General features: G+C 50.2%; 29 protein-coding genes. 19 read left to right on the top strand and 10 right to left on the bottom strand.

Going from position 1 to position 25,403, the window contains the following annotated elements; all coding sequences use genetic code 11:
- Positions 1–136 precede the first annotated feature (136 nt).
- Positions 137–1,342, top strand: a complete 1,206-nt coding sequence (yedE, locus tag OGX98_RS04635; protein ID WP_225761101.1) for a selenium metabolism membrane protein YedE/FdhT — start codon at positions 137–139, stop codon at positions 1,340–1,342.
- On the top strand, positions 1,339–1,572 hold the full coding sequence (yedF, locus tag OGX98_RS04630) for a sulfurtransferase-like selenium metabolism protein YedF (protein WP_000790504.1): 234 nt from the start codon (positions 1,339–1,341) through the stop codon (positions 1,570–1,572). Before yedE ends, yedF begins: the two co-directional genes overlap by 4 nt.
- A gap of 45 nt (positions 1,573–1,617) precedes the next feature.
- On the opposite strand, the gene fliE is transcribed toward yedF, so the two are convergent.
- Complete coding sequence (gene fliE, locus OGX98_RS04625) at positions 1,618–1,932, bottom strand: flagellar hook-basal body complex protein FliE (protein ID WP_045444321.1); 315 nt, start codon at positions 1,930–1,932, stop codon at positions 1,618–1,620.
- 216 nt (positions 1,933–2,148) lie between these two features.
- Here fliE and fliF point away from each other — a divergent pair, with 216 nt between their 5' ends.
- The 14 genes from fliF to rcsA all read left to right on the top strand — a co-directional run bounded on the left by fliF (position 2,149) and on the right by rcsA (position 13,651).
- Entirely contained in the window at positions 2,149–3,828 is a 1,680-nt protein-coding gene (fliF, locus tag OGX98_RS04620) for a flagellar basal-body MS-ring/collar protein FliF (RefSeq protein WP_045444324.1), read from the top strand.
- Entirely contained in the window at positions 3,821–4,816 is a 996-nt protein-coding gene (fliG, locus tag OGX98_RS04615; protein ID WP_045444327.1) for a flagellar motor switch protein FliG, read from the top strand. Before fliF ends, fliG begins: the two co-directional genes overlap by 8 nt.
- Entirely contained in the window at positions 4,809–5,516 is a 708-nt protein-coding gene (gene fliH, locus OGX98_RS04610; protein ID WP_045444329.1) for a flagellar assembly protein FliH, read from the top strand. The genes fliG and fliH overlap by 8 nt, the downstream gene beginning before the upstream one ends.
- The gene (fliI, locus tag OGX98_RS04605) at positions 5,516–6,886 is read left to right on the top strand and encodes a flagellar protein export ATPase FliI (RefSeq protein WP_045444331.1); all 1,371 of its coding nucleotides are present in this window, start codon (positions 5,516–5,518) and stop codon (positions 6,884–6,886) included. Before fliH ends, fliI begins: the two co-directional genes overlap by 1 nt.
- A 21-nt stretch (positions 6,887–6,907) precedes the next feature.
- Positions 6,908–7,351, top strand: a complete 444-nt coding sequence (fliJ, locus tag OGX98_RS04600) for a flagellar export protein FliJ (RefSeq protein WP_045444334.1) — start codon at positions 6,908–6,910, stop codon at positions 7,349–7,351.
- Positions 7,348–8,562 (top strand): flagellar hook length control protein FliK, encoded by a 1,215-nt coding sequence (gene fliK / locus OGX98_RS04595; protein ID WP_286594897.1) that lies wholly within the window; start codon positions 7,348–7,350, stop codon positions 8,560–8,562. Before fliJ ends, fliK begins: the two co-directional genes overlap by 4 nt.
- 104 nt (positions 8,563–8,666) lie before the next feature.
- Entirely contained in the window at positions 8,667–9,134 is a 468-nt protein-coding gene (fliL, locus tag OGX98_RS04590) for a flagellar basal body-associated protein FliL (protein WP_045444339.1), read from the top strand.
- A 4-nt stretch (positions 9,135–9,138) separates the two neighbouring features.
- Positions 9,139–10,143, top strand: coding sequence for a flagellar motor switch protein FliM (gene fliM / locus OGX98_RS04585; RefSeq protein WP_045444342.1), 1,005 nt, complete (start codon positions 9,139–9,141; stop codon positions 10,141–10,143).
- Positions 10,140–10,553 carry a flagellar motor switch protein FliN gene (fliN, locus tag OGX98_RS04580; protein ID WP_005127761.1) on the top strand — a complete coding sequence of 138 codons (414 nt, stop codon included), beginning with the start codon at positions 10,140–10,142 and terminating at the stop codon, positions 10,551–10,553. Before fliM ends, fliN begins: the two co-directional genes overlap by 4 nt.
- Complete coding sequence (gene fliO / locus OGX98_RS04575; protein WP_136345466.1) at positions 10,553–10,930, top strand: flagellar biosynthetic protein FliO; 378 nt, start codon at positions 10,553–10,555, stop codon at positions 10,928–10,930. Before fliN ends, fliO begins: the two co-directional genes overlap by 1 nt.
- A complete protein-coding gene (fliP, locus tag OGX98_RS04570) occupies positions 10,930–11,667 on the top strand; it encodes a flagellar type III secretion system pore protein FliP (RefSeq protein WP_045444346.1) in 738 nt (245 codons plus the stop codon). Before fliO ends, fliP begins: the two co-directional genes overlap by 1 nt.
- A 9-nt stretch (positions 11,668–11,676) precedes the next feature.
- Positions 11,677–11,946: a flagellar biosynthesis protein FliQ gene (gene fliQ, locus OGX98_RS04565; protein ID WP_045444349.1), complete on the top strand. Its 270-nt coding sequence runs from the start codon at positions 11,677–11,679 to the stop codon at positions 11,944–11,946.
- Between the two features lie 8 nt (positions 11,947–11,954).
- On the top strand, positions 11,955–12,749 hold the full coding sequence (gene fliR / locus OGX98_RS04560; RefSeq protein WP_045444352.1) for a flagellar biosynthetic protein FliR: 795 nt from the start codon (positions 11,955–11,957) through the stop codon (positions 12,747–12,749).
- 278 nt (positions 12,750–13,027) lie between these two features.
- Entirely contained in the window at positions 13,028–13,651 is a 624-nt protein-coding gene (rcsA, locus tag OGX98_RS04555; protein ID WP_045444355.1) for a transcriptional regulator RcsA, read from the top strand.
- 54 nt (positions 13,652–13,705) lie between these two features.
- On the opposite strand, the gene dsrB is transcribed toward rcsA, so the two are convergent.
- A complete protein-coding gene (dsrB, locus tag OGX98_RS04550) occupies positions 13,706–13,894 on the bottom strand; it encodes a protein DsrB (RefSeq protein WP_045444358.1) in 189 nt (62 codons plus the stop codon).
- A 163-nt stretch (positions 13,895–14,057) separates the two neighbouring features.
- On the opposite strand from dsrB, the gene yodD reads away from it, so the two are divergent.
- Positions 14,058–14,285, top strand: a complete 228-nt coding sequence (gene yodD / locus OGX98_RS04545; RefSeq protein WP_045444359.1) for a YodD family peroxide/acid resistance protein — start codon at positions 14,058–14,060, stop codon at positions 14,283–14,285.
- Positions 14,286–14,491: 206 nt separating this feature from the next.
- Here the strand turns inward: yodD and OGX98_RS04540 are convergent, their stop codons facing one another.
- Entirely contained in the window at positions 14,492–14,674 is a 183-nt protein-coding gene (locus OGX98_RS04540) for a YodC family protein (protein WP_045444360.1), read from the bottom strand.
- Between the two features lie 77 nt (positions 14,675–14,751).
- Positions 14,752–15,663 carry a DUF808 domain-containing protein gene (locus OGX98_RS04535; RefSeq protein ID WP_200012797.1) on the bottom strand — a complete coding sequence of 304 codons (912 nt, stop codon included), beginning with the start codon at positions 15,661–15,663 and terminating at the stop codon, positions 14,752–14,754.
- Positions 15,664–15,841: 178 nt separating this feature from the next.
- Between OGX98_RS04535 and yedA the strand changes: the two genes are divergently transcribed.
- Complete coding sequence (gene yedA / locus OGX98_RS04530) at positions 15,842–16,762, top strand: drug/metabolite exporter YedA (RefSeq protein WP_048221220.1); 921 nt, start codon at positions 15,842–15,844, stop codon at positions 16,760–16,762.
- Here the strand turns inward: yedA and OGX98_RS04525 are convergent.
- The 3 genes from OGX98_RS04525 to OGX98_RS04515 form a co-directional block, all read right to left on the bottom strand.
- Complete coding sequence (locus OGX98_RS04525) at positions 16,754–17,221, bottom strand: very short patch repair endonuclease (protein WP_286594894.1); 468 nt, start codon at positions 17,219–17,221, stop codon at positions 16,754–16,756. The two genes, yedA and OGX98_RS04525, sit on opposite strands and share 9 nt — an antisense overlap.
- Entirely contained in the window at positions 17,202–18,632 is a 1,431-nt protein-coding gene (locus OGX98_RS04520; RefSeq protein WP_286594893.1) for a DNA cytosine methyltransferase, read from the bottom strand. Before OGX98_RS04520 ends, OGX98_RS04525 begins: the two co-directional genes overlap by 20 nt.
- Positions 18,633–18,705: 73 nt before the next feature.
- Positions 18,706–19,401, bottom strand: a complete 696-nt coding sequence (locus OGX98_RS04515) for a phosphohydrolase (protein WP_286594892.1) — start codon at positions 19,399–19,401, stop codon at positions 18,706–18,708.
- A gap of 426 nt (positions 19,402–19,827) precedes the next feature.
- Here OGX98_RS04515 and ompC point away from each other — a divergent pair, with 426 nt between their 5' ends.
- A complete protein-coding gene (ompC, locus tag OGX98_RS04510) occupies positions 19,828–20,994 on the top strand; it encodes a porin OmpC (protein WP_286492537.1) in 1,167 nt (388 codons plus the stop codon).
- Between the two features lie 120 nt (positions 20,995–21,114).
- On the opposite strand, the gene OGX98_RS04505 is transcribed toward ompC, so the two are convergent.
- From OGX98_RS04505 to OGX98_RS04495, 3 genes are all read right to left on the bottom strand, one after another.
- Positions 21,115–22,746, bottom strand: coding sequence for an SgrR family transcriptional regulator (locus OGX98_RS04505; protein ID WP_286594891.1), 1,632 nt, complete (start codon positions 22,744–22,746; stop codon positions 21,115–21,117).
- Between the two features lie 153 nt (positions 22,747–22,899).
- On the bottom strand, positions 22,900–23,670 hold the full coding sequence (locus OGX98_RS04500; protein WP_286594890.1) for a response regulator transcription factor: 771 nt from the start codon (positions 23,668–23,670) through the stop codon (positions 22,900–22,902).
- Between the two features lie 780 nt (positions 23,671–24,450).
- Positions 24,451–25,368, bottom strand: coding sequence for an EAL domain-containing protein (locus OGX98_RS04495; protein WP_286594889.1), 918 nt, complete (start codon positions 25,366–25,368; stop codon positions 24,451–24,453).
- Positions 25,369–25,403 lie beyond the last annotated feature (35 nt).

Here is a 25,403-nt window from a genome sequence, read left to right as displayed (position 1 = left end):
TGTCGCCAGCCTTTCGGGTGTGCGGATAAATATTGATCCAGGCAATAATACTTCTTATTACTAATAGTCAAAAATTCTGAACGGTGTACTATCCACAACTCTTGTTAAATACCTTCTGAGTTCAGAGGCAAAACGCATGTCATGGCAACACTTCAAACAGGCCTGGTTAATTAAATTTTGGGCCCCTGCCCCTGCGGTCATCGCGGCGGGTATTCTCTCCACTTACTATTTCGGCATTACGGGTACCTTCTGGGCCGTTACCGGTGAATTCACCCGCTGGGGTGGTCAAATCCTGCAACTGTTTGGCATTCACGCCGAAGAGTGGGGATACTACAAACTGATCCACCTCGAAGGCTCTCCGCTGACCCGCATCGACGGGATGATGATCCTCGGTATGTTCGGTGGCTGCTTTGCCGCCGCGCTGTGGGCCAACAACGTTAAATTACGCATGCCTCGTAGCCGGGTACGTATTATGCAGGCGATTATCGGTGGGATGATTGCCGGTTTCGGCGCACGTCTGGCCATGGGTTGTAACCTTGCTGCGTTTTTCACCGGTATTCCGCAGTTCTCACTGCATGCCTGGTTCTTCGCACTGGCTACGGCGATTGGTTCATGGTTCGGCGCGCGCTTTACCCTGTTACCAATGTTTCGTATTCCGGTCAAAATGCAGAAAGTGTCCGCGGCATCACCGTTAACGCAAAAACCAGAGCAGGCTCGTCGCCGCTTTCGCCTTGGTATGCTGGTGTTTATCGGCATGATCGGTTGGGCGCTGCTGACGGCAATGGATAAACCCAAGCTCGGGCTTGCCATGCTGTTCGGTGTTGGTTTTGGCCTGCTGATTGAACGGGCGCAAATCTGTTTTACCTCGGCCTTCCGCGATCTGTGGATTTCCGGGCGCACCCATATGGCAAAAGCGATCATCTTCGGGATGGCGGTCAGCGCCATCGGTATTTTCAGCTATGTACAACTGGGCGTCGAGCCGAAGATCATGTGGGCCGGTCCCAACGCAGTGATCGGCGGCTTACTGTTTGGCTTTGGGATCGTGCTGGCTGGCGGCTGTGAAACTGGCTGGATGTACCGAGCAGTTGAGGGTCAGGTGCACTACTGGTGGGTCGGTGTGGGTAACGTTATCGGCTCTACCATTCTGGCGTACTACTGGGATGACTTTGCTCCTGCACTTGCCACCAGTTGGGATAAAGTGAATCTGCTTAATACCTTTGGTCCACTCGGTGGCCTGCTGGTGACTTATCTGCTGTTGTTTGCCGCGCTGATGCTGATCATTGGCTGGGAAAAACGCTTCTTCCGCCGTGCCGGGCTGACGCCGGCTAAGGAATCCGCATGAAAAATATCGTCCCTGATTACCGCCTCGACATGGTTGGTGAACCGTGCCCATACCCGGCCGTTGCAACGCTGGAGGCGATGCCACAGTTGAAGAAAGGTGAAATTCTGGAAGTGGTGAGCGATTGCCCGCAGTCGATCAACAATATCCCACTGGATGCCCGTAATCACGGATACACAGTGCTGGATATTCAGCAGGATGGCCCAACGATTCGCTATCTGATTCAGAAGTAGATAGACACTCCCGTTGCGTCGTGCAGCGGGAGATTTTTCAGCTCACTACACCTGCATGCTCATCACTTCCTGGTACGCCGATACCAGTTTGTTTCGCACCTGAATGCCCATTTGCATTGAGACCGACGCTTTTTGCATATCGGTCATCACATCATTCAACGCAATACCGGGTTCGCCCAGAGTAAATTTTTCTGCCTGCACGCGAGAGGCAGTTTGCACATCGCTGATTCGGTCTAACGCCGCATGCAGCTGACCGGCAAAGCTCACGGTTGGTTGTGGCTGCATATCCTGCATTTTCGCTGACGTCGCCGTAGCCTGTAGCTGGCTGATGACCCCTTCAATCCCCTGTATTGCCGACATACTGATCCCCTGGATGTTTTTTTACTTAGCAGAGATTACCAGCTCGTCAATAAGATAAAGGCGCTAAATAACGATAAAAAACCTCGGTTTTTGGCGCATAGAAAAATGAGAAACCGCAAATAATGAGACCGTCAATTTTTCGAGTTTGCTGACCCGGGAGTGAGTCTTGTTCCACTTTGCAAAAAACGCCGTCCACGATAATCCACGAGGTGCGAGATGAGTGCGACAGCATCGACTGCAACCCAACTTAAACCTCTCGAGTGGTTAAATCGCCTGCGCGCGAATCCCAGAATTCCTCTGATTGTGGCGGGTGCTGCCGCCGTCGCTATTATTGTGGCGATGGTCCTGTGGGCCAAAGCGCCTGATTACCGCACACTGTTCAGCAACCTTTCCGATCAGGACGGCGGCGCAATCGTCACCCAACTGACGCAGATGAACGTTCCCTATCGTTTCACCGAGGGAAGCGGCGCTATTGAAGTCCCTGCTGATAAAGTCCATGAACTGCGTTTGCGCCTGGCGCAGCAAGGCCTGCCGAAAGGTGGCGCGGTGGGCTTTGAGCTGCTGGATCAGGAAAAATTTGGCATCAGCCAGTTTAGCGAGCAAGTGAACTACCAGCGTGCGCTGGAAGGCGAGCTGGCCCGTACCATTGAAACTTTGGGACCGGTCAAACGCGCCCGTGTTCACCTGGCGATGCCAAAACCTTCGCTGTTCGTACGTGAGCAAAAATCACCTTCTGCCTCTGTCACCGTGAATCTTGAACCGGGACGGGCGCTTGATGAAGGTCAAATTAGCGCGGTAACACACCTGGTTTCCAGTGCCGTCGCGGGTTTGCCGCCTGGCAACGTCACGCTGGTCGATCAGGCGGGTCATCTGTTAACCCAGTCGAATACCAGCAGCCGCGATCTGAACGATGCGCAGTTGAAATATGCCAGCGATGTTGAAAGTCGTGTTCAGCGTCGCATTGAATCGATCCTGTCCCCTATCGTCGGTAACGGTAACGTCCACGCGCAGGTTACCGCACAGCTGGATTTTGCCAGCAAAGAGCAAACCGAAGAGCAGTACAGTCCGAACGGCGATGAGTCGCAGGCGGTACTGCGTTCACGTCAGTTGAACGTCAGCGAGCAGATAGGTAGTGGGTATCCTGGCGGAGTTCCAGGAGCGTTGTCTAATCAGCCAGCCCCGGCTAATACCGCACCAATCGCTACGCCACCGGCTAATCAGCAAAATGCACAGAATGCACAAACGACGCAGACGGCCAATAACGCCAACACTAGCCCGCGTAATACCCAGCGCAATGAGACCAGCAACTACGAAGTCGACCGTACCATTCGTCACACCAAGATGAATGTGGGCGATGTGCAACGCCTCTCCGTAGCGGTCGTGGTCAACTATAAAACGTTGCCGGATGGCAAGCCCCTGCCGTTAACCGCTGATCAGATGAAACAAATTGAGGACCTGACCCGCGAAGCTATGGGCTTCTCCGATAAACGCGGCGATACCCTCAACGTGGTGAATTCACCCTTCACGGCGACAGACGAAACAGGCGGAGAGTTACCGTTCTGGCAGCAGCAGTCCTTTATTGAACAGCTGATGGTTGCCGGACGTTGGTTACTGGTTCTGCTGGTTGCCTGGATCCTGTGGCGTAAAGCAGTACGTCCGCAACTCCTGCGTCGCAGCGAAGAGGCGAAAGCCGCGAACGAGCAGACGCGAGTCCGTCAGGAAACCGAAGAAGCGGTAGAAGTTCGTCTCAGCAAAGATGAGCAGACCCAGCAACGTCGTACGAATCAGCGTCTGGGTGCAGAAGTCATGAGCCAGCGTATTCGCGAAATGTCAGATAACGATCCGCGCGTCGTGGCGCTGGTCATCCGCCAGTGGATAAATAACGAACATGAGTAATCTTAGCGGCACCGATAAAAGCGTCATTTTACTGATGACCATTGGCGAAGATCGCGCGGCTGAGGTGTTTAAGCACCTTTCCACGCGCGAAGTTCAGGCACTCAGTACGGCGATGGCCAATGTCCGGCAGATCTCCAATAAGCAATTGACGGATGTACTGGCCGAGTTTGAGCAAGAAGCAGAACAGTTCGCGGCGCTGAACATCAACGCTAACGAATACCTGCGTTCTGTCCTGGTGAAAGCGCTGGGCGAAGAACGTGCCTCCAGCCTGCTGGAAGATATTCTGGAAACTCGCGATACCACCAGCGGCATTGAAACGCTCAACTTTATGGAGCCACAAAGCGCCGCCGACCTTATCCGCGACGAACACCCGCAGATCATTGCCACTATTCTGGTACACCTCAAACGTGGTCAGGCTGCCGATATTCTGGCGCTGTTTGACGAACGTTTACGCCACGATGTGATGCTGCGTATTGCCACCTTCGGCGGCGTGCAACCTGCCGCACTGGCTGAGCTGACCGAAGTACTGAACGGCCTGCTCGACGGTCAGAACCTCAAACGCAGCAAAATGGGCGGCGTGAGAACAGCAGCAGAAATTATCAACCTGATGAAAACACAGCAGGAAGAAGCAGTTATTACCGCCGTACGCGAATTCGACGGCGAGCTGGCGCAGAAAATTATCGACGAGATGTTCCTGTTCGAAAACCTGGTGGATGTCGACGATCGCAGCATCCAGCGTCTGCTGCAGGAAGTGGATTCCGAATCGCTGTTGATCGCCCTGAAAGGTGCCGAACAGCCGCTGCGCGAGAAGTTCCTGCGCAATATGTCGCAGCGTGCCGCCGATATCCTGCGCGACGACCTCGCCAACCGCGGTCCGGTACGTTTGTCTCAGGTGGAAAACGAACAGAAAGCTATTCTGCTTATTGTGCGTCGCCTGGCAGAAACCGGCGAAATGGTGATCGGCAGCGGCGAGGATACCTATGTCTAACGAACTGCCATGGAAAGTCTGGACACCGGACGATCTCGCACCGCCAATGGCGGAGTTTGTACTGGCCGAACACAGCGATGATCCGCTGTCCGAAGAGGCAGAAGAGCCACAGCTATCTGCTGAGCAGCAGCTTGAACAACAGCTGGCGCAGATGCAGCTCCAGGCCCATGAGCAGGGGTATAACGCCGGTCTGGCTGAAGGTCGACAGAAAGGGCATGAGCAGGGTTATCAGGATGGTTTAGCACAGGGTCTGGAACAAGGTCAGAACCAGGCCCGCGCTCAGCATGCGCCGATTCATGCCCGCATGCAGCAACTGGTGAGCGAGTTTCAAAATACGCTGGATGCGCTGGACAGCGTGATCGCCTCACGCCTGATGCAGATGGCGCTGGAGGCAGCACGTCAGGTTATTGGTCAGACACCGATTGTCGATAACGCCGCGCTGATTAAACAAATCCAGCAGTTGTTACAACAAGAGCCGCTGTTCAGCGGTAAACCGCAGTTACGCGTACACCCGGACGATCTCCAGCGTGTAGAAGAGATGCTGGGCGCGACCCTTAGCCTGCACGGTTGGCGGCTACGCGGCGACCCTACTTTGCACCATGGCGGGTGCAAAGTGTCGGCCGACGAAGGCGATCTTGACGCCAGCGTTGCTACACGCTGGCAAGAACTTTGCCGCCTGGCAGCACCAGGAGTCGTGTAATGACAACGCGCCTGACTCGCTGGCTCAATACGCTGGATAACTTCGAAGAGAAAATGTCGCTGCTACCGTCTGTGCGTCGCTACGGACGCCTGACCCGTGCAACGGGGCTGGTACTGGAGGCTACAGGCTTACAACTGCCGCTGGGCGCAACCTGCGTCATTGAGCGTCAGGAAGGTACTGAAACTCAGGAAGTTGAAAGCGAGGTAGTGGGCTTTAACGGCCAACGGCTGTTTCTGATGCCGCTCGAAGAAGTTGAAGGCGTTCTGCCCGGTGCACGCGTTTACGCGAAAAACATTGCAGGTGAAGGACTGCAAAGCGGAAAACAATTGCCGCTTGGCCCGGCCCTGTTGGGGCGTGTTCTCGACGGAAGCGGTAAACCGCTCGATGGCCTGCCCGCTCCCGATACTACGGAAACCGGTGCGTTAATCACGCCACCGTTTAACCCGCTGCAACGTACCGCGATTGAACACGTGCTGGATACCGGAGTGCGACCAATCAATGCGCTGTTAACCGTTGGACGAGGTCAGCGTATGGGACTTTTCGCCGGTTCCGGCGTCGGTAAAAGTGTCCTGCTCGGCATGATGGCACGTTACACCCAAGCCGATGTTATCGTCGTTGGCCTGATCGGCGAACGTGGTCGCGAAGTTAAAGACTTTATCGAAAATATTCTCGGGGCTGACGGTCGCGCACGCTCCGTGGTGATTGCTGCTCCGGCGGATGTGTCCCCGCTGTTGCGTATGCAGGGTGCCGCTTATGCCACACGCATTGCCGAAGATTTTCGCGATCGCGGTCAGCACGTGCTGCTGATTATGGATTCCCTCACCCGCTACGCGATGGCGCAGCGTGAGATTGCTCTGGCTATCGGCGAACCGCCCGCGACCAAAGGCTATCCGCCATCGGTGTTTGCGAAATTGCCTGCGCTGGTGGAACGTGCCGGGAACGGTATTCACGGCGGCGGTTCAGTTACCGCATTTTATACCGTACTGACCGAGGGTGATGACCAGCAGGATCCGATAGCCGACTCCGCCCGTGCGATCCTTGACGGACACATTGTCCTGTCTCGTCATCTGGCTGAAGCTGGCCACTATCCGGCAATAGATATCGAGGCGTCAATCAGCCGCGCAATGACCGCGCTCATCAGTGAAAAACACTATGCGCGGGTGCGTAACTTTAAACAGCTACTGTCCAGTTTCCAGCGTAACCGCGATTTAGTCAGCGTGGGCGCGTATGCCAAAGGCAGCGATCCGATGCTGGATAAAGCCATCGCCTTGTGGCCGCAACTGGAAGCATTTTTACAGCAAGGCATCTTTGAACGAGCCGACTGGGAAGACTCCCTGCAGGCTTTGGATCTGATTTTCCCTGGGGTGTGATAAAGCAGGAGAACATAGGTCATGGCACAACATGGTGCGCTGGCAACGCTGAAAGACCTGGCTGAAAAAGAGGTAGATGACGCCGCGATTCTTTTGGGAGAAATGCGTCGTGGATGTCAGCAGGCGGAAGAACAGTTGAAGATGCTGATCGATTATCAGCATGAGTACCGTACCAATCTTAATAGCGATATGGGTCAGGGTATTACCAGTAACCGCTGGATTAACTACCAGCAATTTATTCAAACGCTGGAAAAAGCGATTGAACAGCATCGCCAACAGCTTAATCAGTGGACGCAGAAAGTTGACCAGGCGCTCAACAGCTGGCGCGATAAAAAGCAACGGCTTCAGGCATGGCAGACTCTGCAGGACAGACAGACCACGGCGGCCTTACTGGCTGAAAACCGACTGGATCAGAAGAAAATGGATGAATTTGCTCAGCGTGCAGCTATGAGGAAACCCGAATGATTACTTTGCCCCAACTGATCACCACCGACACCGACGTAGCCGCAGGTCTTCAGTCAGGAAAAGCGGTAGATTCACCCGAGGATTTTTTAGCTCTGCTGGCTGGCGCACTAGGCGCGGGCGACGCGCAGGGTAAAGATGCGCCACTGTCCCTTGCGGATTTACAGGCGGCAGGAAGCAAACTGCAAAAGGGATTGCTGCAAAAAAATGGCGACACCACGCAAACAGCAAAGCTAGCCGACCTCCTGGCACAAAAAGAGGTGCAGACAGATGCCACGCTGGGCGATTTGACTGACGCACAGCAACTGCTGTCAGCACTTACCCCGTCGCTGAAAGTCAATGCCCTGTCAACGTTGAGCAAGGCCGCCCAACAGGACGAAAAAACGACAACGCTGAGCGATGAAGATCTCGCCAAGCTGAGTGCGCTGTTCGCCATGCTGCCAGGTCAACCAGCCGTTACGCCAGCCGCTGACACACCGACTGCACCGGCCGATACCGCCCTGACCACCCTGTTACGCGGCAATGCGAACGGTGCTAATGTTGATAATACCGCGGCGCTCGCAGCAGGTGACATGAAAAAAGGTAAAACGGATACCGCAGTACACACCAGTGGCGTTGATCAGGCCAGTAATCCGACATTAACACCGTTGGCGGCTGCCGCTGCTGCCAGAACTGAGATCGAGAGCGCCCCCTCGCCAACGACCGCGAGTGTAGCAATAGCACCGCCAGTTGGCAGCCAAACACACGCGCAGCCACTGCCCACAGCCGCACCGGTATTGAGCGCGCCATTGGGTAGCCACGAATGGCAGCAATCGCTGAGCCAGCACGTTACGTTGTTCACTCGTCAGGGCCAGCAAAGCGCCGAACTGCGTCTGCATCCGCAGGATTTGGGTCAGGTACAAATTTCTCTCAAGCTCGATGACAACATGGCGCAGTTGCAAATGATGTCGCCTCATAGCCATGTTCGAGCGGCACTCGAAGCGGCATTACCGATGCTGCGCACTCAGTTGGCTGAAAGCGGGATCCAGTTGGGGCAAAGTAGCATCAGCAGCGAAAGTTTTGCCGGTCAACAGCAGTCATCTGCCCAGCAGCAACAGACTGGTCGTGCCCACGGGCAAGATCTTTTTGCCTCCGAAGATGAAGCAATGATGGCAGCACCGGCCTCGTTGCAAGCCATTGCGCGCGGTGATGGCGCAGTAGACATCTTCGCCTAACGCCAGAGGTAGCATGATTATCCGCGTCTTTTCCACGCTTTGTCGTGGACAGGACACGGGATAATCAGCCCATAAGCTGTACCGAAACAGGAAGCCCGTATCTGATGACTGACTCCGCGATTAACAAAAAGAGTAAACGCGCTATTTGGATCCCTCTGCTGGTGTTAATTACCCTCGCCGCCTGCGCAACTGCGGGATATAGCTACTGGCGCATGCAGCAGCAGCCGTCCGCCAGCGTCAAAGCGGAACCAGCCCCACCGCCGGCCCCGGTATTTTTTGCACTGGATACGTTTACCGTCAATCTGGGCGATGCGGATCGCGTGTTGTATATCGGCGTTACGCTACGCATGAAAGACGAAGCTACGCGCGCACGTCTTAACGAATATCTACCGGAAGTACGCAGCCGTTTACTGCTGCTGTTTTCTCGTCAGAATGCCGCCACGCTCTCCACTGAGGAAGGCAAGCAACAACTGATTGCCGCCATCAAAGAGACACTCGCGACTCCGCTCGTTGTCGGGCAACCAAAACAGGTTGTCACCGACGTTCTTTATACAGCTTTTATTCTGCGGTAAAGACATGGGCGACAGTATTCTTTCTCAGGCTGAAATTGACGCATTGCTTAACGGCGATAGCGAAACTAAAGACGAACCCATTTCCGGTATTGCAAACGAAAGCAATATTCGTCCGTATGATCCCAATACGCAACGCCGCGTAGTACGTGAGCGTTTGCAAGCGCTGGAGATTATTAACGAACGTTTTGCGCGCCAGTTCCGGATGGGGTTATTTAACCTGCTACGCCGTAGCCCGGATATTACCGTGGGTGCGATCCGTATCCAGCCATATCACGAGTTTGCGCGTAACTTACCGGTTCCGACCAACCTGAACTTAATCCACCTGAAACCACTACGCGGTACGGGTCTGGTGGTGTTCTCGCCAAGTCTGGTGTTTATCGCCGTCGATAACCTGTTCGGCGGTGATGGCCGTTTCCCGACAAAAGTGGAAGGGCGCGAGTTTACCCATACTGAACAGCGCGTGATCAATCGCATGCTGAAGCTGGCGCTGGAAAGCTACAGCGACGCATGGAAAGCGATCAACCCGTTGGAAGTGGAGTACGTTCGTTCCGAGATGCAGGTGAAGTTTACCAATATCACCACATCACCCAATGACATCGTCGTGAATACGCCCTTCCATGTTGAGATTGGCAACCTGACCGGTGAATTTAACATCTGTCTGCCATTCAGCATGATTGAACCTTTACGCGAACTACTGGTTAACCCGCCGCTGGAAAACTCGCGTAATGAAGATCAGAACTGGCGCAATAATCTGGTGCGTCAGGTTCAGCATTCTGAGCTGGAGCTGGTGGCAAACTTTGCCGACATTCCGCTGCGGCTATCCCAGATTTTAAAGCTGAAACCCGGCGATGTACTGCCGATTGAAAAACCCGACCGCATTATTGCTCATGTGGACGGCGTGCCTGTGCTGACCAGCCAATATGGCACCGTAAACGGTCAGTATGCGTTACGCGTAGAACATTTGATAAACCCGATTTTGAATTCGCTGAATGAGGAACAGCCCAAATGAGTGATATGAATAATCCGTCCGATGAGAACACTGGCGCATTGGACGATCTGTGGGCTGACGCGTTAAACGAGCAAAAAACAACCACAACTAAAAGTGCGGCCGATGCAGTATTTCAGCAGCTAGGCGGTGGCGACGTCAGCGGTGCTCTGCAGGATATCGATCTGATCATGGATATTCCGGTCAAACTGACCGTCGAACTGGGGCGCACGCGCATGACCATTAAAGAGCTGCTGCGTCTGACGCAGGGTTCCGTCGTTGCACTGGACGGCCTGGCGGGGGAACCGCTGGATATTCTGATCAACGGTTATCTAATTGCCCAGGGCGAAGTCGTCGTTGTCGCGGATAAATACGGTGTACGTATCACCGATATTATTACGCCGTCTGAACGTATGCGCCGTCTGAGTCGTTAATGATGAATACCCAGGCCACTGTTTCTCAGCCAGCCGCTGTATCCGGATCTCCGTTGGTACAGGTAAGTGGCGCGCTGCTCGGGATCATCGTGTTGATCCTGGCGGCAGCCTGGGTCATTAAACGTCTGGGATTTGCACCGAAAGGGACCGGTACGCGAGGGCTAAAAGTCTCGGCCAGCACTTCATTAGGTCCGCGCGAGCGCGTGGTCATTGTTGAGGTCGAGGATGCGCGCCTGGTGCTGGGCGTCACTGCATCACAGATAAACGTACTGCACACCCTCCCCCCTGCGCCCATTATTGCAGAAGAAAAACCGGCCTCCCCTGCGGATTTCCAGGCCATGATGAAGAGTTTGCTCAAGCGTCCCGGGAGATCCTGATGCGCCGTTTGTTTTCCCTCACGCTGGTAGGCTTGTGGCTGATCAGTCCTGCCGCCTTCGCCCAGCTTCCTGGCCTTGTCAGCCAACCGTTGCCCGGCGGAGGTCAGAGCTGGTCTTTGCCTGTACAAACGCTGGTGTTTATCACCTCCCTGACGTTCCTGCCCGCTATTTTACTGATGATGACCAGCTTCACCCGCATCATCATCGTATTCGGTCTTTTGCGTAACGCGCTGGGAACACCGTCCGCCCCACCCAACCAGGTTCTGCTCGGACTGGCGCTGTTTCTGACTTTTTTCATCATGTCTCCGGTGATCGACAAAATCTACGTTGACGCGTATCAACCGTTCAGCGAAGAGAAGATCTCCATGCAGGAAGCAATGGAGAAAGGTGCTCAGCCGTTGCGTGAATTTATGCTACGCCAGACCCGTGAAGCTGACCTGGCGTTATTTGCGCGCCTGGCAAACAGCGGACCGTTACAGGGACCGGAAGCGGTTTCCATGCGTATTTTGCTTCCCGCTTACGTCACCAGTGAACTGAAAACAGCATTTCAGATAGGTTTTACTATTTTCATTCCCTTCCTGATCATCGATCTGGTTATCGCCAGCGTACTGATGGCGCTCGGGATGATGATGGTGCCACCTGCCACCATTGCGCTGCCATTTAAGCTGATGTTGTTTGTGCTGGTTGATGGCTGGCAGTTGCTTGTCGGCTCGCTTGCACAAAGCTTTTACAGTTAGAGGCGCGAAATGACTCCTGAATCGGTCATGATGATGGGCACAGAGGCAATGAAAGTTGCCCTTGCCCTCGCCGCACCTTTGCTGCTGGTGGCTCTCGTCACGGGGCTTATCATCAGTATTCTGCAAGCAGCAACCCAGATTAACGAAATGACGCTGTCCTTCATTCCCAAAATCGTCGCCGTCTTTATTGCCATCATCGTTGCCGGCCCGTGGATGCTTAACCTGTTGCTCGACTACGTACGTACGTTGTTCGGCAATATCCCCTATATCATCGGGTAGACAACACTATGCTGCAGGTGACCAGCGTTGAGTGGCTCCACTGGCTGAATCTTTACTTCTGGCCACTGCTGCGCGTGCTGGCGCTCATTTCTACAGCACCAATTCTCAGTGAGCGTGCGATACCCAAACGGGTGAAACTGGGGTTGGGACTGATGATAACCATTGTTATCGCCCCGTCACTTCCCTCGATTGACGTCCCCATTTTTTCCGCCGGGGCGTTATGGCTGGCGATGCAGCAAATCCTGATCGGTATCGCGTTAGGATTCACTATGCAGTTTGCATTTGCCGCGGTTCGTACAGCCGGTGAATTAATCGGCCTGCAAATGGGCCTTTCCTTCGCCACCTTCTTCGACCCAGGAAGTCGTCTGAATATGCCTGTGCTGGCAAGACTGATGGATATGCTCGCAATGTTGCTGTTTTTGACCTTTAACGGTCACTTATGGCTGATCTCACTGCTGGTGGATACCTTTCATACCCTGCCCATAGGGGGCAATCCGGTTAACAGTAATGCGTTTCTCGCCCTCGCCCGCGCAGGCAGCTTAATCTTCCTCAACGGACTGATGCTTGCCCTGCCGGTAATGACCTTGTTGCTTACCCTCAACCTCGCACTCGGATTACTAAATCGTATGGCGCCACAGTTGTCGGTATTTGTGATTGGCTTTCCGCTGACCCTGACCGTGGGTATTTCATTAATGGCCGCCCTGATGCCATTAATTGCACCATTTTGTGAGCGATTATTCAGTGAAATTTTTAATTTGTTGGCAGATATCGTCAGCGAAATGCCTGTAAATAATAGTCCATAACTTTTATCCTGTTTTACTAAGGATTGTCCTAAATTTATAAACCAACAACATCCACCAGGATATATCTGTCGCGGTTTATTTGTTTTAGCCTCACTCACATATCGCAACATTTACTTTACTTTAAGATGTTTCCTGGCAAATTATACTCAACTTTACGGGATAGTAATTTCGCCTGAAAAACAGCGAAAGCGTCATCTTGGGTAGTTATTATTCCGTTTAGTTGTGATGCAATAATCAGGTAAGGGGAATTATCGTTACGCATTGAGTGAGGGTATGCCATGTCAACGATTATTATGGATCTATGCAGTTACACCCGGTTAGGGTTGACCGGGTATCTGGTAAGTCGAGGGGTGAGGAAAAGGGAAATCAACGATATTTCAACCGTTGACGAACTCCGCATCGCCTGCGAATCACTGCACCCTGCTGTGGTGTTTATTAATGAGGACTGTTTCATCCACGATCCAGATAACAGTCAGCAAATAAAGCAAATCATTAATCAACATCCCAGTACATTATTTATTGTGTTTATGGCAATTGCCAACGTACATTTTGATGAGTATCTCTTAGTAAGAAAAAATTTATTGATTAGTTCTAAATCGATTAAGCCCGATTCACTGGATGAACTTCTTGGCGATATTCTGAAAAAGGAAGTCGATATTGTCGTTGATGTAAAACTGCCGACATTATCATTAAGTCGCACCGAATCCAGTATGCTACGTATGTGGATGGCGGGTCAGGGAACAATTCAGATTTCCGATCAAATGAATATCAAGGCAAAGACGGTGTCATCCCATAAGGGGAATATAAAAAGGAAGATTAAGACGCATAATAAGCAGGTTATCTATCACGTCGTTCGACTCACCGATAACGTCACCAACGGGATCTTTGTGAATATGCGGTAAAACGTTCTGACTGGTGGGTCTTCCACCAGTCAGAATAAACCCGAAAGACTTACATCACTCCAGTTTTTCCACAAAGATACCATCCTGATGTCCTGACTCATTAAAGAACCAGATACCGAGCGGGTAGTCTTCCAGCGAAACCAGGTACATTGTGCCTTCACTAAACTCTTCGATTGCCAGTACCACGCCCGGTCGACGAGGTCCGCCGTCCGTTTTGACTGTAACCCGATCATTCACCTTCATAGTTTTCCTCCTGTGGCTTTGTGCCAGTGTAGAACAAATTCCTTTTTCTGGCAGCGCCTGGCGCGTGTGATTGCGGGTTTTCTCGACGGTCTATACTTAAGTAGCGTGCATCAGAGGTTTTGCGGCGCGCGCCCGATATCCGTAACGGTTGAGAGGTATGAGGATGAAAACCGCGAAAGAGTACAGCGATACGGCCAAACGCGAAGTCGGCGTCGATGTGGACGCTTTGCTGAAGGCAATCAACGAAATCTGCGAGAGCGAAATTCACCGAAGCCACGATGACCCGGAACGCGTTAGCGTTGACGGTCGTGATTACCACACATGGCATGAACTGGCTGAAGCGTTCGAGCTTGATATCCATGATTTCAGCGTGTCTGAGATCAATCGCTGACTATGGGCGAAAAAAATCCCGGCCCTTATCGGGTCGGGATCAAGCTTGCTTATGCAAGAAGCACTTGAAAATTCGTTACACCAGGAAATCTGATGTGTTGGCAACCTTATCTGCAATTTTTTTGTCTGACAAGTAAATAATTCTCACCAAAATGATAAATATAACTAATGATTGAGATATCACCGGGTTACGTTTGAGCGATATATTCAGATTTCCTGGCTAAGCGGTCTTCGTTCACCGGACACCAGTTCATCTTCGCGGAACGCCTCCCGCTTGACGCCAAAGCCGTCGTACCAGCGACACTCCACCATACCGCTGGCATACCCGGTAACGATCATACGTGGGCCGCCCTCTTTCGCGGTAACTTCCTCACTGACAGAAAAGACCATACCTGCCCCCTGTATCAAGAGAAACCTTTTCACCTTAGACGACAAAGAGCAGTTTTGCGTAACCAGCCACAGAACATTTAGTGCGAAACACCGCGCAATTTTGCCACCATTTTCACCAACAGCACCACGATACCGCCAATGATGAAACCGAGGACGAGGTTAAGCAGGGTCGGAAGCATCAGCGCGATAAATGCGCTTTGCTGCTGCGAAAAATGTTCAATCGCATGATGTAACGGCGCAATGCCGTGCACCACAATTCCGCCACCCACCAGAAACATCGCCAGAGTACCGACTACGGACAACGTTTTCATAAGCCAGGGCGCGACTACCAGCAGCCCTTTACCTGTTAACTGCGCGAGCGTACTGGTCTTTTCTACCAGCCAGTATCCGATGTCATCAAGCTTGACGATAATGCCAACCAGGCCGTACACGCCAATAGTCACCGCTAAGGCGATACCAGAAAGTACCAGCACCTGATTCAGCAAAGGTGCATCCGCCACAATACCTAAAGTAATCGCGACAATCTCAGCAGATAAAATAAAGTCGGTACGCACGGCCCCTTTGATTTTATCTTTCTCAAAAGTCAGTGGATCCTGCGCCGCAAGGGTGGCAAGACGTTGCTGACGTTCCACAGGGGTTTCCTGGTGCTTGCGGGCTTCCAGAGTATGAAGGACTTTCTCCACTCCTTCGAAGCAGAGAAACGCCCCGCCAATCATAAGTAACGGCGTGATAGCCCAGGGTATGAAAGCACTGATCAACAACGCCAACGGCACGAGGATAACTTTGTTGACGAAAGATCCTTTTGCCACGCTCCATACAACCGGAAGCTCGCGGTTAGCGCGTACCCCCGACACTTGCTGCGCATTGAGCGACAGGTCGTCCCCCAACACTCCCGCTGTTTTTTTCGCGGCCAGTTTTCCCATCATGGAGATATCGTCGAGAAGCGTGGCGATATCATCAAGTAAAGTGAGTAAGCTACTTCCTGCCAAAATTTTTACCCTCAATATTATTTTTTTGCAGTCGTAAGTATGAAGTAAAACACGTAATGCTGAAACCGGCCTTTCTGGTCAACAATTATTTAACAACAGCGGACAATTATAAATCTCGCCAGCAAGATAGTTTTGACGTTTACTATGTTGCACCTTTTTATTTCCACCGTGAGGGATTATGCGTTTCAGGCAATTGTTACCACTTTTCAGTGCGCTGTTCGCGCTGTATATCATTTGGGGTTCCACGTACTTCGTTATCCGTATCGGTGTTGAAAGCTGGCCGCCGTTGATGATGGCTGGCGTGCGTTTTCTCTCTGCGGGAATTCTATTAACTGCGTTTTTACTTATTCGCGGTCATAAGCTGCCGCCTTTACGCCCGCTCCTTAATGCCGCGCTGATCGGTATTCTGCTGCTGGCAGTGGGTAATGGTCTGGTTACCGTCGCAGAACACCAAAATGTCCCTTCCGGCATCGCTGCCGTGGTAGTCGCCACGGTTCCACTGTTTACTCTTTGCTTTAGTTATTTTTTTGGTATCAAAACGCGCAAACTGGAATGGGTGGGGATTGCTATCGGACTGGCAGGGATCATCATGCTCAACAGCGGGGGAAATCTGAGTGGCAATCCGTGGGGGGCCGTGTTAATTCTAATCGGCTCGATGAGCTGGGCATTTGGCTCCGTATACGGCTCACGCATAACCTTACCCGTCGGCATGATGGCTGGTGCGATTGAAATGTTAGCTGCGGGTATTGTGCTGATGTGCGCATCGCTTCTCAGCGGAGAAAAATTAACCACTATGCCATCACTTTCCGGCTTTATGGCGGTGGCTTACCTGGCCCTGTTTGGCTCTATCATCGCCATCAACGCTTATATGTACCTTATCCGCAATGTTAGCCCAGCCCTGGCGACCAGTTACGCTTACGTCAATCCTGTGGTGGCTGTGTTGCTAGGAACAGGTCTGGGCGGTGAAAGCCTGGCGCTCATCGAGTGGTTGGCTCTGGGCGTGATAGTTTTCGCGGTAATACTAGTGACACTGGGTAAATACCTTTTTCCCGCCAGGGCCGACGTTGTCGCGGCTCCATCGGAAAAGTCCTTACAGTAAATGAATGCCAAGAGTGTCAATCTGCGCGGTGGAGCCACCGCCGCAGATCCACTCAATAACGCGTTCCGACAGTGCCTCATCCGCGAGTTTTTTTCGTCCCCGTAACGCGCATTCCCAGACAATCAGTACACGCCAGCCAAGCGCCTGTAGCTTTTCGCGATCCCGTCCGTCACGCTCGACATTCTTGCTTATTTTATCCAGCCAGAAGGCTGTTCGGGTGGCTGGCATCTTAAACAAATAACAGTTGTGGTGATGCCAGAAACAGCCATGGGTGAAAATCACGCACTGATAGTCATCCACGACAAAATCAGGGCGACCCGGTAACGCAGCATCCTGAACGCGAAAAGTAACTCCCTGCTCTGTCAACACGCTGGCCAGTCTTTTTTCAATAGCCGTATCGCGGGTGGCGATTGCCCGCATATTTTTACTGCGTGTTGCTTTATCGTGAACGTCTGCCATGCAGATTCTCTTTTTCTCGCATCGCAACGGCCTGTTTGATTTTTGGCTCCAGCAGTCTGGCAACCGCTGCGAATGCAGGGACGACCACCGAGTTACCAAACTGACGATAGGCCTGGGTATCTGACACCGGAATTCTGAACTGATATCCCTGAGGTGATTCAAATCCCATCAGACGCGCGCACTCTCTGGGCGTTAGTCTGCGTGGACGGTGCAACTGATTCTTGGGATCGTCGAAATCTTTTTCCCCCAGCGCCATGTCCCAGCCACGATCAATCAGGATTTCCGCCCCGTCTTTGTAATAGCGTGCAGATAGTGTGCGCGTCACGGAATCCGGGTTGTCGGGATACACCATGCCGTAACCAAACCCATTTCCGCGCGCCTGATGCTTTTTCGCATAACGATAGAGATATTTCCACAGCACTGGCGTCAGTACATATTTCGCATCAACCGTCGGCTCAAGTAGTTCCGCCAGCGTAAGACGTCGCTGCGGGTAGCGGGTAACAATATTGCGCAGCGTAAAGTCTGTTTTCAAATTCAGACAGCGTCGAAAACCAACGAGCACAATACGTTCACGATGCTGGGGCAAAAAATGTTTTCCATCGATGATTTTGGGGTCATCTGGTCCGTTATCCGCCGCATCCGCTACGTCATAACCCAGTTCATCCAGCGTCTGCATAATGATACGAAACGTTTTTCCCTGGTCATGACTCTTCAAGTTTTTGACATTTTCGAGAACAAATATAGCCGGACGTCGCGCATCAATAATTCGGACGACATCAAAAAATAGCGTGCCTTGTGTATCGCAGGCAAAACCGTGAGCACGACCTAACGCATTTTTCTTTGATACGCCAGCCAGAGAGAATGGCTGACAAGGAAAACCCGCCAGCAGCACATCATGCTCAGGAACATGCTGGCGAATATGTTCTGCCACCTGTTGATCACTCACCCCTTCATGGTGACTGAGCGTGATATCGCGAATATCTTCATTAAAGTAATGTTGATTTGGATCGCAATAGTTGTTCGCTTTGTAAGTTCGTACCGCATGCTTGTTCCACTCGCTGGTAAAAACACACTGTCCGCCTATTGCTTCAAAACCTCGGCGAATGCCACCAATTCCGGCAAAAAGATCGATAAAACGAAAAGCATAATGTGGATGATGCGCGGGCGGCGTGGGAAGCAAAGTCTTCAGATGAGCAAGTTCATTATCGCTAAGGCGATGCCATGTCTCATTCGCAACTACGCGCTTAAAGATTGCCGGGCTCCAGTGATTCTCGCCAATCCCATTAAGATGAGCGACCAGCGTTTTTACGTCGTAGATCTCAAGCAACTTCACCAAAATCGCCTGCGCGGCGGTCCCGGTATCATCTGTCATCAGGTTCATGGTGCCTGCTACTGAAAATTTTTCCTGCATACGTTTAACCGGCCGAAATGGATGGTCGACAGGTTAACATAAAATAGAGGTGTTGACGTTTTGACTGTTATGTCTACTGATTTGATGTAAAGGGTTGAATAGCAGCGAGATCCAGCATTTCATATTCCCCTTTCAGCTCTGCGCTTAATTTCGCCATATAGGTCAGCAAAAAGTCAGCATTATGTTGTGCCAGATGTCGTCCTTGCTCAGTTTGCATCGTCATCGGTAACGTCAGCAATTTGGTCTGAAAATGGTCAAGCGCATATTGCTTATCGTCTGGAGTCCGGTGTCGGGCAAAAGGATCTTCCGCGTCAAACAATGCTACGCCCAATGCGCCCGAAACAGCAAACACACGTGCTAAACCGATGGCCCCTAAAGCTTCAAGTCTGTCAGCATCCTGGACAATTTTAGCTTCAATAGTCTCAGGCGTGATTTTTGCGCTAAAGCTGTGCGCTTCAATGGCGTGACTCACCGCTGGTAAATGGTCTTCAGGAAAATCAGGAAAGTCTTGAACCAACACACGGCGCGTCTCCTGTGCGGCCAACACTGACGAACGATGACGGTCAGGATGGTTTTTCGGCAAGCTGACAAGATCATGGAAATAGCAGGCTGTCAGAACCACCAACCAGTCAATCTCTGCACCATTACCCAGCTTTTGCGACGTCATCCACACGCGTCGAAAATGAAAAATGTCATGCGCAGCATCTTGTCCCAAGTGATTTTTGCGTAACCACGCTTCAAACTGCGACTGCCAGTATTGTAAATCCACGTTAACGCTCTCAGCAGAAAGAAAACTACCTTAACAATAAAAGTCATCACAGACCACATACAGTTGTGTTCTTTATAAGAAGTAATTACTACATAGCATCAAAGAATGAATACAACCAAGTTTACAATATGACATGGCAACAATATGCGATTAAAGAAATCATTCCTTACGCACATAATATATAAAATCACCATGATTAAAATATAACCCATAACATCATGAAAACATACATTTAAATATTTAATAAAACAATAAGGCACATATTAAATAGTTATCAAAAAACCAAACGGAAACATATTGAAATATTTAAAATATATTTGTTACATGTTATCTTTTAAATCAATCGAACTTAATAGAATAGTATCTAAATGTAGTTACTGGATAGAGCTACATATTCTTATCAATTATTATTAAAGGAAATATATAATGAAAAGAAAAGTTTTGGCATTACTTCTTCCTGCGTTATTAGCTGCCGGCGCAGCAAATGCTGCTGAAATCTATAATAAGAATGGCAATAAACTCGACGTGTACGGCAAAGTTGATGGTCTGCGTTATTTTTCTAATGATGCAGGCAGTGACGGTGATCAGACCTATGCGCGTCTTGGCTTTAAAGGTGAAACCCAGATCAACGATATGATGACGGGCTACGGTCAGTGGGAATACCACATTCAGGCCAACGGCCCCGAAAGCGATCACGGTGATTCCTGGACTCGTCTGGCCTTTGCCGGTTTAGGCTTCGGTCAGAATGGTACCTTCGACTATGGTCGTAATTACGGTGTAGTCTACGACGTTGAAGCGTGGACCGATATGCTGCCAGAGTTTGGTGGTGATACCTACGCCCAGACCGATGTTTACATGACAGGGCGTACCAACGGCGTTGCAACCTACCGTAACAATGGCTTCTTTGGTCAGGTTGATGGTCTGAACTTTGCGCTGCAATATCAGGGTAATAATGAAGGGCACAGCGCAAATCAGGAAGGTTCTGGTAATGGCAATAGTCGTAAACTGGCTAAACAAAATGGCGATGGTTATGGCATGTCCGCCTCTTATGACTTTGACTTCGGTTTAAGCATGGGTGCTGCCTATTCCAGTTCAGATCGTACAAATGATCAGGTTGCAAAAAGCAACCGCAATGACAAATCCAGCATTACTGCGGGCGGCGATACAGCTGACGCATGGACTGTTGGTACTAAATACGATGCGAATGATGTTTACCTGGCGGCAATGTATGCTGAAACTCGCAATATGACCTCATATGGCAACAGTGACGGGATCGCGAATAAAACGCAGAACTTTGAAATCACAGCCCAGTATCAGTTTGACTTTGGTCTGCGCCCTTCCGTTTCCTACCTGTTGTCTAAAGGTAAGGACTTAGGTGGTCAGGGCGTTTATAATAACCGTGGTATCGCTCAGTACACCGACAAAGATCTGGTGAAATATGTCGACGTCGGTGCGACTTACTACTTCAACAAAAATATGTCCACCTACGTTGATTATAAAATCAACCTGCTGGATGAAGACGATCAGTTCTACGCCGATAACGGGATCGCGACTGACGACATCGTTGCAGTTGGTTTAGTCTATCAGTTCTAATCTGCTCATTAATACGCAAGCCCGCTTTATATAAAGCGGGCTATTTTATTTATGCTGACCCGTCCTGAATGACGTTTTTAAATTGCGAGGAAGTATCAGGTATTTCCTCGCCGAAAGTACTCAGTTAACGTCCACCCAAATTCGATTAAAATCTGGCCATCCCTGGGGAAATACAGTTACGTCGCAGAGCCCCTTGCTTGCCCGCACTTCAAACTTCAGGGTGAATAGCGGAGACACGCAGCCAGTCCTGATCAGTAAGTCCATTATCCTGCGTATACGCTCAGGATAGCGTGCTTCATCCCGTCCAAGGCGAATCAGGAGCTGACTAAGCCTGCTATAAAATGTCGGTGGCGTGAATTGCCGGATCATAACCGAATGACAGAAGCGAGTTTCTGGTGCGAACCACCATGGGGTTTGAAAGCGCAGATCCGACACACCTATATCGCAGTCATCCCATTTTTCAGGCAGGAACCACAAATTGGCATCAATGGGGCGTATCGTCAGTTTACATCCCCAGTAACGCATCTGACGCTGAAGATTTTTCATCAATGCTTCCGTCTCAGGCGCCCAAAAGTAGCCGAGCGTCACCGCTGGCGGCAGCAAAACGACTTCCGCATTCTCAGACAATGCAGGTACTGACCATTGCTCACTGACAGGTGATACATTCTCACGCCCAATAAGCGATCTCAGAGCAACGCCAGCCAGTGCCTGAATAAAACGTTGCTGCGATGGGTTCAGACTCCCACTGCGATTATTAAATGCAAGGTAGACAAAACCAGCATCATCTTTCGGGAGATACTGAAACGTCGCTCCCTCCGGCTCCTCATCCGGGTGTAGCAGGACCACTGTGGTCCACTGCCTGCCAGGCAAACGGGCCTCAATACTGTACTCGATGGTCTGTATCCGCGGTTTCGTACCGTGATAACAATAAGATGCCTCAAGCTGCAATTGATGATCGTTATGCACCCGGATCGCGAAAGGCCCTAACCCCGTTTCCCCCGACTGCGGGTGAGCAAGCCGGTGTACCGGATCGGCCAATCGGTATGCCAGCATCGCATCAGGTCGGGACAGTGACAAAATCAGGGTATCTATACCGCGGTCTTTTTCCAGCTCGACGGAAGTCACATGAGAAAATGCAGGACGAGCAAGGTGAATCTGCAACGACTGTAACAACTGGTCGGCATGAACAGGCTCCCCATTGTGCCAGGTCAGGCCTTGTCGTAAAGGAAATCGCCAGGTCTGTAAATTCTGGCTTTTTTTTGCAGCCATCGCCACGTCCGGCACTGCAACACCTTGATCGTTGATGGAAGTCAGTCCGGCATGAACCATATTCAACAGATGGCGTTCAACCCTCCCGGTATGGTCAGAGGGCACAATGGCATCAATTGGACGGTAGAAACGAATACACACACGGTTACTGCTAACATCCTCTGGGGGAGAACTTTCATATTCTGAATCTAACGTCGCGCTCACTTCGAGGAAAATTTTCTCTTTTTCCTGCATAGAGACATCTTTCACACGGCAGTGTAAACGCCCCCTGGCTCCCTGGCCACGCTGTCCGGTCCAAGATAGCCACTGACGTGCCATCATCGACTGGAGTAACACCCGCGTATAGCGACGGCAGCATCCCAGTTCTTCAGCAATTTCCTGTAGCGTCACCGCCGCGGCAGTCGTCTGCCAGCGAGCAACTAATCGTTGATAGTGAGATTCCAGACGGGATGTCTTGGGGGTGTATTTTCTATCCCGATTCATTACTGACATCATCCATTCCTTTATTTTTACAACCTTTCCTGATACCGCGAGTGGTGCAGAATATTTTCAGTTAATAGAGCATAGAAAAACAATCAGTGTTATGCCCCCAAAAAAACTTAAATAGAGGTATAACACCACTTATTCTCGCAGGGTTTATTCAGTCACTTTCAGTCGTATGCGTGGTTTTTCGTCCCTGTCAGATTTTGCTGTAAAAAAAGGCGTGATGCACTGACGGTTATTCATGCCCATTTTAGGCAGAGTACTGGCGATAGCTGTTACAGGTGAAACTGTTGCCTTAAGCCTGCGAGTTGGCTCATAACGCTTCCACCACAGAATAAAATCCATCAGCTCGACATTGTTGCTCAAGCTAAATTTGCGCATGAGACTGTGTTTCTGTGAACTTACCGTCTTCGGACTTAGAGCCAGCCTGTCCACCAACTCTGATAACGACGTTCCCTGGCTTAAATAGTCGATAACTCGTTCCTCAGATTTAGTTAATAGCAACGGACGACAGGCATGACAACTAACCTCTTTCGTCTGAAACCGGCGATGCCAGGCCAGTATTATCTGACGCCGAATTTCCGCAAGAGTATCTGTTCTGTGCAGAAACACACAGTTATGCTGACACGGAAGAATTGTGTTCTGCGAAATCTCTCCGCGTGCCGAGCTGATCACAATCAGCAGGCTGCACTGCTTACGTAATCTGTATTCAGGGCGACACATTGCCTGCACACCTGCAGCACAATGATCAACATAGATATCCGCAACACGGATGGAGGAATTGCCAGGCGCCCCAGTCATTCGGGACAATGAAATCCCCATTCCATGGGTAAAAATATCTTCCAGTAAAGACAACATTCCCTGGCTGTAAATCTGGTTATCATCATTAAACGCTACCAGTAATGTTGAAGATTTAAATTTCATTCATGTATTCCTGCTGCTCACTTGTGAAGCTTTGGTTTATCGCCCGGTTAAATATTTGGCAATAACCGAAGACGACATCAATTCGTAATAATGACTGAAATATACGATCGTTAATCACTCATATTTTTTACGATATATTTAGCTAGCTGTTAATAGCAGCCAAATGAATACCCCCTCTGTGAGATATATTGTGTATAAATGCGGATTCTAAATCACTAACAGAAAAAATGACTCATGTTGTATTTTTGGCAACACCCAGCGACATAAAAAACCAAGCCCCCAGGACATACAGATAAATATACATCAACGTTACCAGTGTGATGCTTCACAAGCTGGAAAAGAACACTAAAACATCATAACGGACGAATTTGAAAATCATCCACTTAAAAAAACGGATAAAATTATTAGTGATTTCCTTTTGCAATTTACAAAAAATAATTTCAATTCAAATAATCACAAACTCCAGTCAGATAGAGAACCTAAAAAACATTATACCTAATAATAAGTTACTATAAAATAACGCGACGGCCGTAAAAGTTATTTTTGCAGTTAAACACTCCGCGCAAACAAAAAAAACACAATTTAATTCGTTCGTAATCAAACTAATCCCATTAAAGCAGTGTAAAACTCTACGCGAGCACAAAAACACACCCAATAAAAAATAACATGCAACATAATAGCAACCAAAACCAAACCATACAGCCACAACAAATAATAAAAATTCACTTTACCAGTAATTGAGACCTAAAAATTGTTAGCGCAAATCTATAACAGGTGCTCTTATTTTTTGTGCACGGAATTATCAAACCTGGCGTAAAAAACATTAAAGGGAACGGGCTTGCTAAATAGATACCCTTGCCCAAGAGCAACCCCCATCTGCTGGAGTTTCTCCTGTTGTTTTTTATTTTCAATACCTTCAGCAACCAAAGGAATCTGTACCAGTTGAGAGAGATGAACAATGTTGCTGACGATGGACTCTTCAACGCCTCCTCTGCCCAGTGAATCAATAAACATCTTATCTATTTTCAGATATTGAGGAGAAATTCTCTGCAACGCCGCATGGTTTGAATAACCAGTACCAAAATCATCCAGAGCCAGCGATGCACCGGCGTCTTTCAATCGGTTAAGTACATTTTCCTGGATTAGATTCAGCTGCCTTTCAGTGATTTCCAGCATCACACCGATATCAATCAGACTCATGCGTTGAATAAATCGAATACAGGCGTCTGTAAATTTATTGCACTCCAGGGATTCAGGCGGGATGTTAATACCGATATGAAACGATGTCTCTCCGCGATTACCTATTTGTTGCATATCCACTTCTACCCGCTCCAGTAAACTGAGCGTCATTGCATTAATCAGCCCATTTTTTTCCGCATCATGAATAAACTCATTAGGTGGAACAATCCCCCGCTCCGGATGGTTCCATCGGGCAAGAACTTCAGCTCCTACAATTTTTCCGGACATGAGTTCTACGACAGGTTGATAATATGGAATAAATTCGTCGTTATCGATCGCCCGTGCAAGCGTTTCAATCGATGACAATCGCTGTATATGACGCAGGTGAACACATGATTTTATCAACAGAATCAAAAATAAAATAATGATATAGCGATTATTTTGTAAATAATCACCGACCTGCCGATTGGATTTATCCACAATCCAGAAAGGATAATTATGTGAAGCCACCCGGGTCATAGATTTGCTATCGGGGTGCAGTAAGAACAACGCAT

It is taken from the genome of Citrobacter sp. Cm046 (genome assembly GCF_030333065.1).
In the GTDB taxonomy this organism is placed as follows: Bacteria; Pseudomonadota; Gammaproteobacteria; order Enterobacterales; family Enterobacteriaceae; genus Citrobacter; species Citrobacter murliniae.
The sequence above is the reverse complement of the archived record's forward strand: the minus strand, read 5'-3'. Positions and strand labels throughout refer to the sequence as shown.

Excerpts from the sequence above, each read along its gene's own strand:
- yedE (WP_225761101.1), top strand. The coding sequence starts at position 137 with ATGTCATGGCAACACTTCAAACAGGCCTGGTTAATTAAATTTTGGGCC.
- fliN (WP_005127761.1), top strand. The coding sequence starts at position 10,140 with ATGAGTGATATGAATAATCCGTCCGATGAGAACACTGGCGCATTGGAC.
- fliM (WP_045444342.1), top strand. The coding sequence starts at position 9,139 with ATGGGCGACAGTATTCTTTCTCAGGCTGAAATTGACGCATTGCTTAAC.
- yodD (WP_045444359.1), top strand. The coding sequence starts at position 14,058 with ATGAAAACCGCGAAAGAGTACAGCGATACGGCCAAACGCGAAGTCGGC.
- fliI (WP_045444331.1), top strand. The coding sequence starts at position 5,516 with ATGACAACGCGCCTGACTCGCTGGCTCAATACGCTGGATAACTTCGAA.
- OGX98_RS04540 (WP_045444360.1), bottom strand. The coding sequence starts at position 14,674 with ATGGTCTTTTCTGTCAGTGAGGAAGTTACCGCGAAAGAGGGCGGCCCA.
- OGX98_RS04500 (WP_286594890.1), bottom strand. The coding sequence starts at position 23,670 with ATGAAATTTAAATCTTCAACATTACTGGTAGCGTTTAATGATGATAAC.
- rcsA (WP_045444355.1), top strand. The coding sequence starts at position 13,028 with ATGTCAACGATTATTATGGATCTATGCAGTTACACCCGGTTAGGGTTG.
- fliK (WP_286594897.1), top strand. The coding sequence starts at position 7,348 with ATGATTACTTTGCCCCAACTGATCACCACCGACACCGACGTAGCCGCA.
- fliR (WP_045444352.1), top strand. The coding sequence starts at position 11,955 with ATGCTGCAGGTGACCAGCGTTGAGTGGCTCCACTGGCTGAATCTTTAC.
- OGX98_RS04495 (WP_286594889.1), bottom strand. The coding sequence starts at position 25,368 with ATGACCCGGGTGGCTTCACATAATTATCCTTTCTGGATTGTGGATAAA.
- dsrB (WP_045444358.1), bottom strand. The coding sequence starts at position 13,894 with ATGAAGGTGAATGATCGGGTTACAGTCAAAACGGACGGCGGACCTCGT.
- yedF (WP_000790504.1), top strand. The coding sequence starts at position 1,339 with ATGAAAAATATCGTCCCTGATTACCGCCTCGACATGGTTGGTGAACCG.
- ompC (WP_286492537.1), top strand. The coding sequence starts at position 19,828 with ATGAAAAGAAAAGTTTTGGCATTACTTCTTCCTGCGTTATTAGCTGCC.
- fliP (WP_045444346.1), top strand. The coding sequence starts at position 10,930 with ATGCGCCGTTTGTTTTCCCTCACGCTGGTAGGCTTGTGGCTGATCAGT.
- OGX98_RS04525 (WP_286594894.1), bottom strand. The coding sequence starts at position 17,221 with ATGGCAGACGTTCACGATAAAGCAACACGCAGTAAAAATATGCGGGCA.
- fliE (WP_045444321.1), bottom strand. The coding sequence starts at position 1,932 with ATGTCGGCAATACAGGGGATTGAAGGGGTCATCAGCCAGCTACAGGCT.
- fliF (WP_045444324.1), top strand. The coding sequence starts at position 2,149 with ATGAGTGCGACAGCATCGACTGCAACCCAACTTAAACCTCTCGAGTGG.
- fliJ (WP_045444334.1), top strand. The coding sequence starts at position 6,908 with ATGGCACAACATGGTGCGCTGGCAACGCTGAAAGACCTGGCTGAAAAA.
- yedA (WP_048221220.1), top strand. The coding sequence starts at position 15,842 with ATGCGTTTCAGGCAATTGTTACCACTTTTCAGTGCGCTGTTCGCGCTG.
- fliL (WP_045444339.1), top strand. The coding sequence starts at position 8,667 with ATGACTGACTCCGCGATTAACAAAAAGAGTAAACGCGCTATTTGGATC.
- fliQ (WP_045444349.1), top strand. The coding sequence starts at position 11,677 with ATGACTCCTGAATCGGTCATGATGATGGGCACAGAGGCAATGAAAGTT.
- fliG (WP_045444327.1), top strand. The coding sequence starts at position 3,821 with ATGAGTAATCTTAGCGGCACCGATAAAAGCGTCATTTTACTGATGACC.
- fliH (WP_045444329.1), top strand. The coding sequence starts at position 4,809 with ATGTCTAACGAACTGCCATGGAAAGTCTGGACACCGGACGATCTCGCA.
- fliO (WP_136345466.1), top strand. The coding sequence starts at position 10,553 with ATGATGAATACCCAGGCCACTGTTTCTCAGCCAGCCGCTGTATCCGGA.
- OGX98_RS04520 (WP_286594893.1), bottom strand. The coding sequence starts at position 18,632 with ATGCAGGAAAAATTTTCAGTAGCAGGCACCATGAACCTGATGACAGAT.
- OGX98_RS04505 (WP_286594891.1), bottom strand. The coding sequence starts at position 22,746 with ATGAATCGGGATAGAAAATACACCCCCAAGACATCCCGTCTGGAATCT.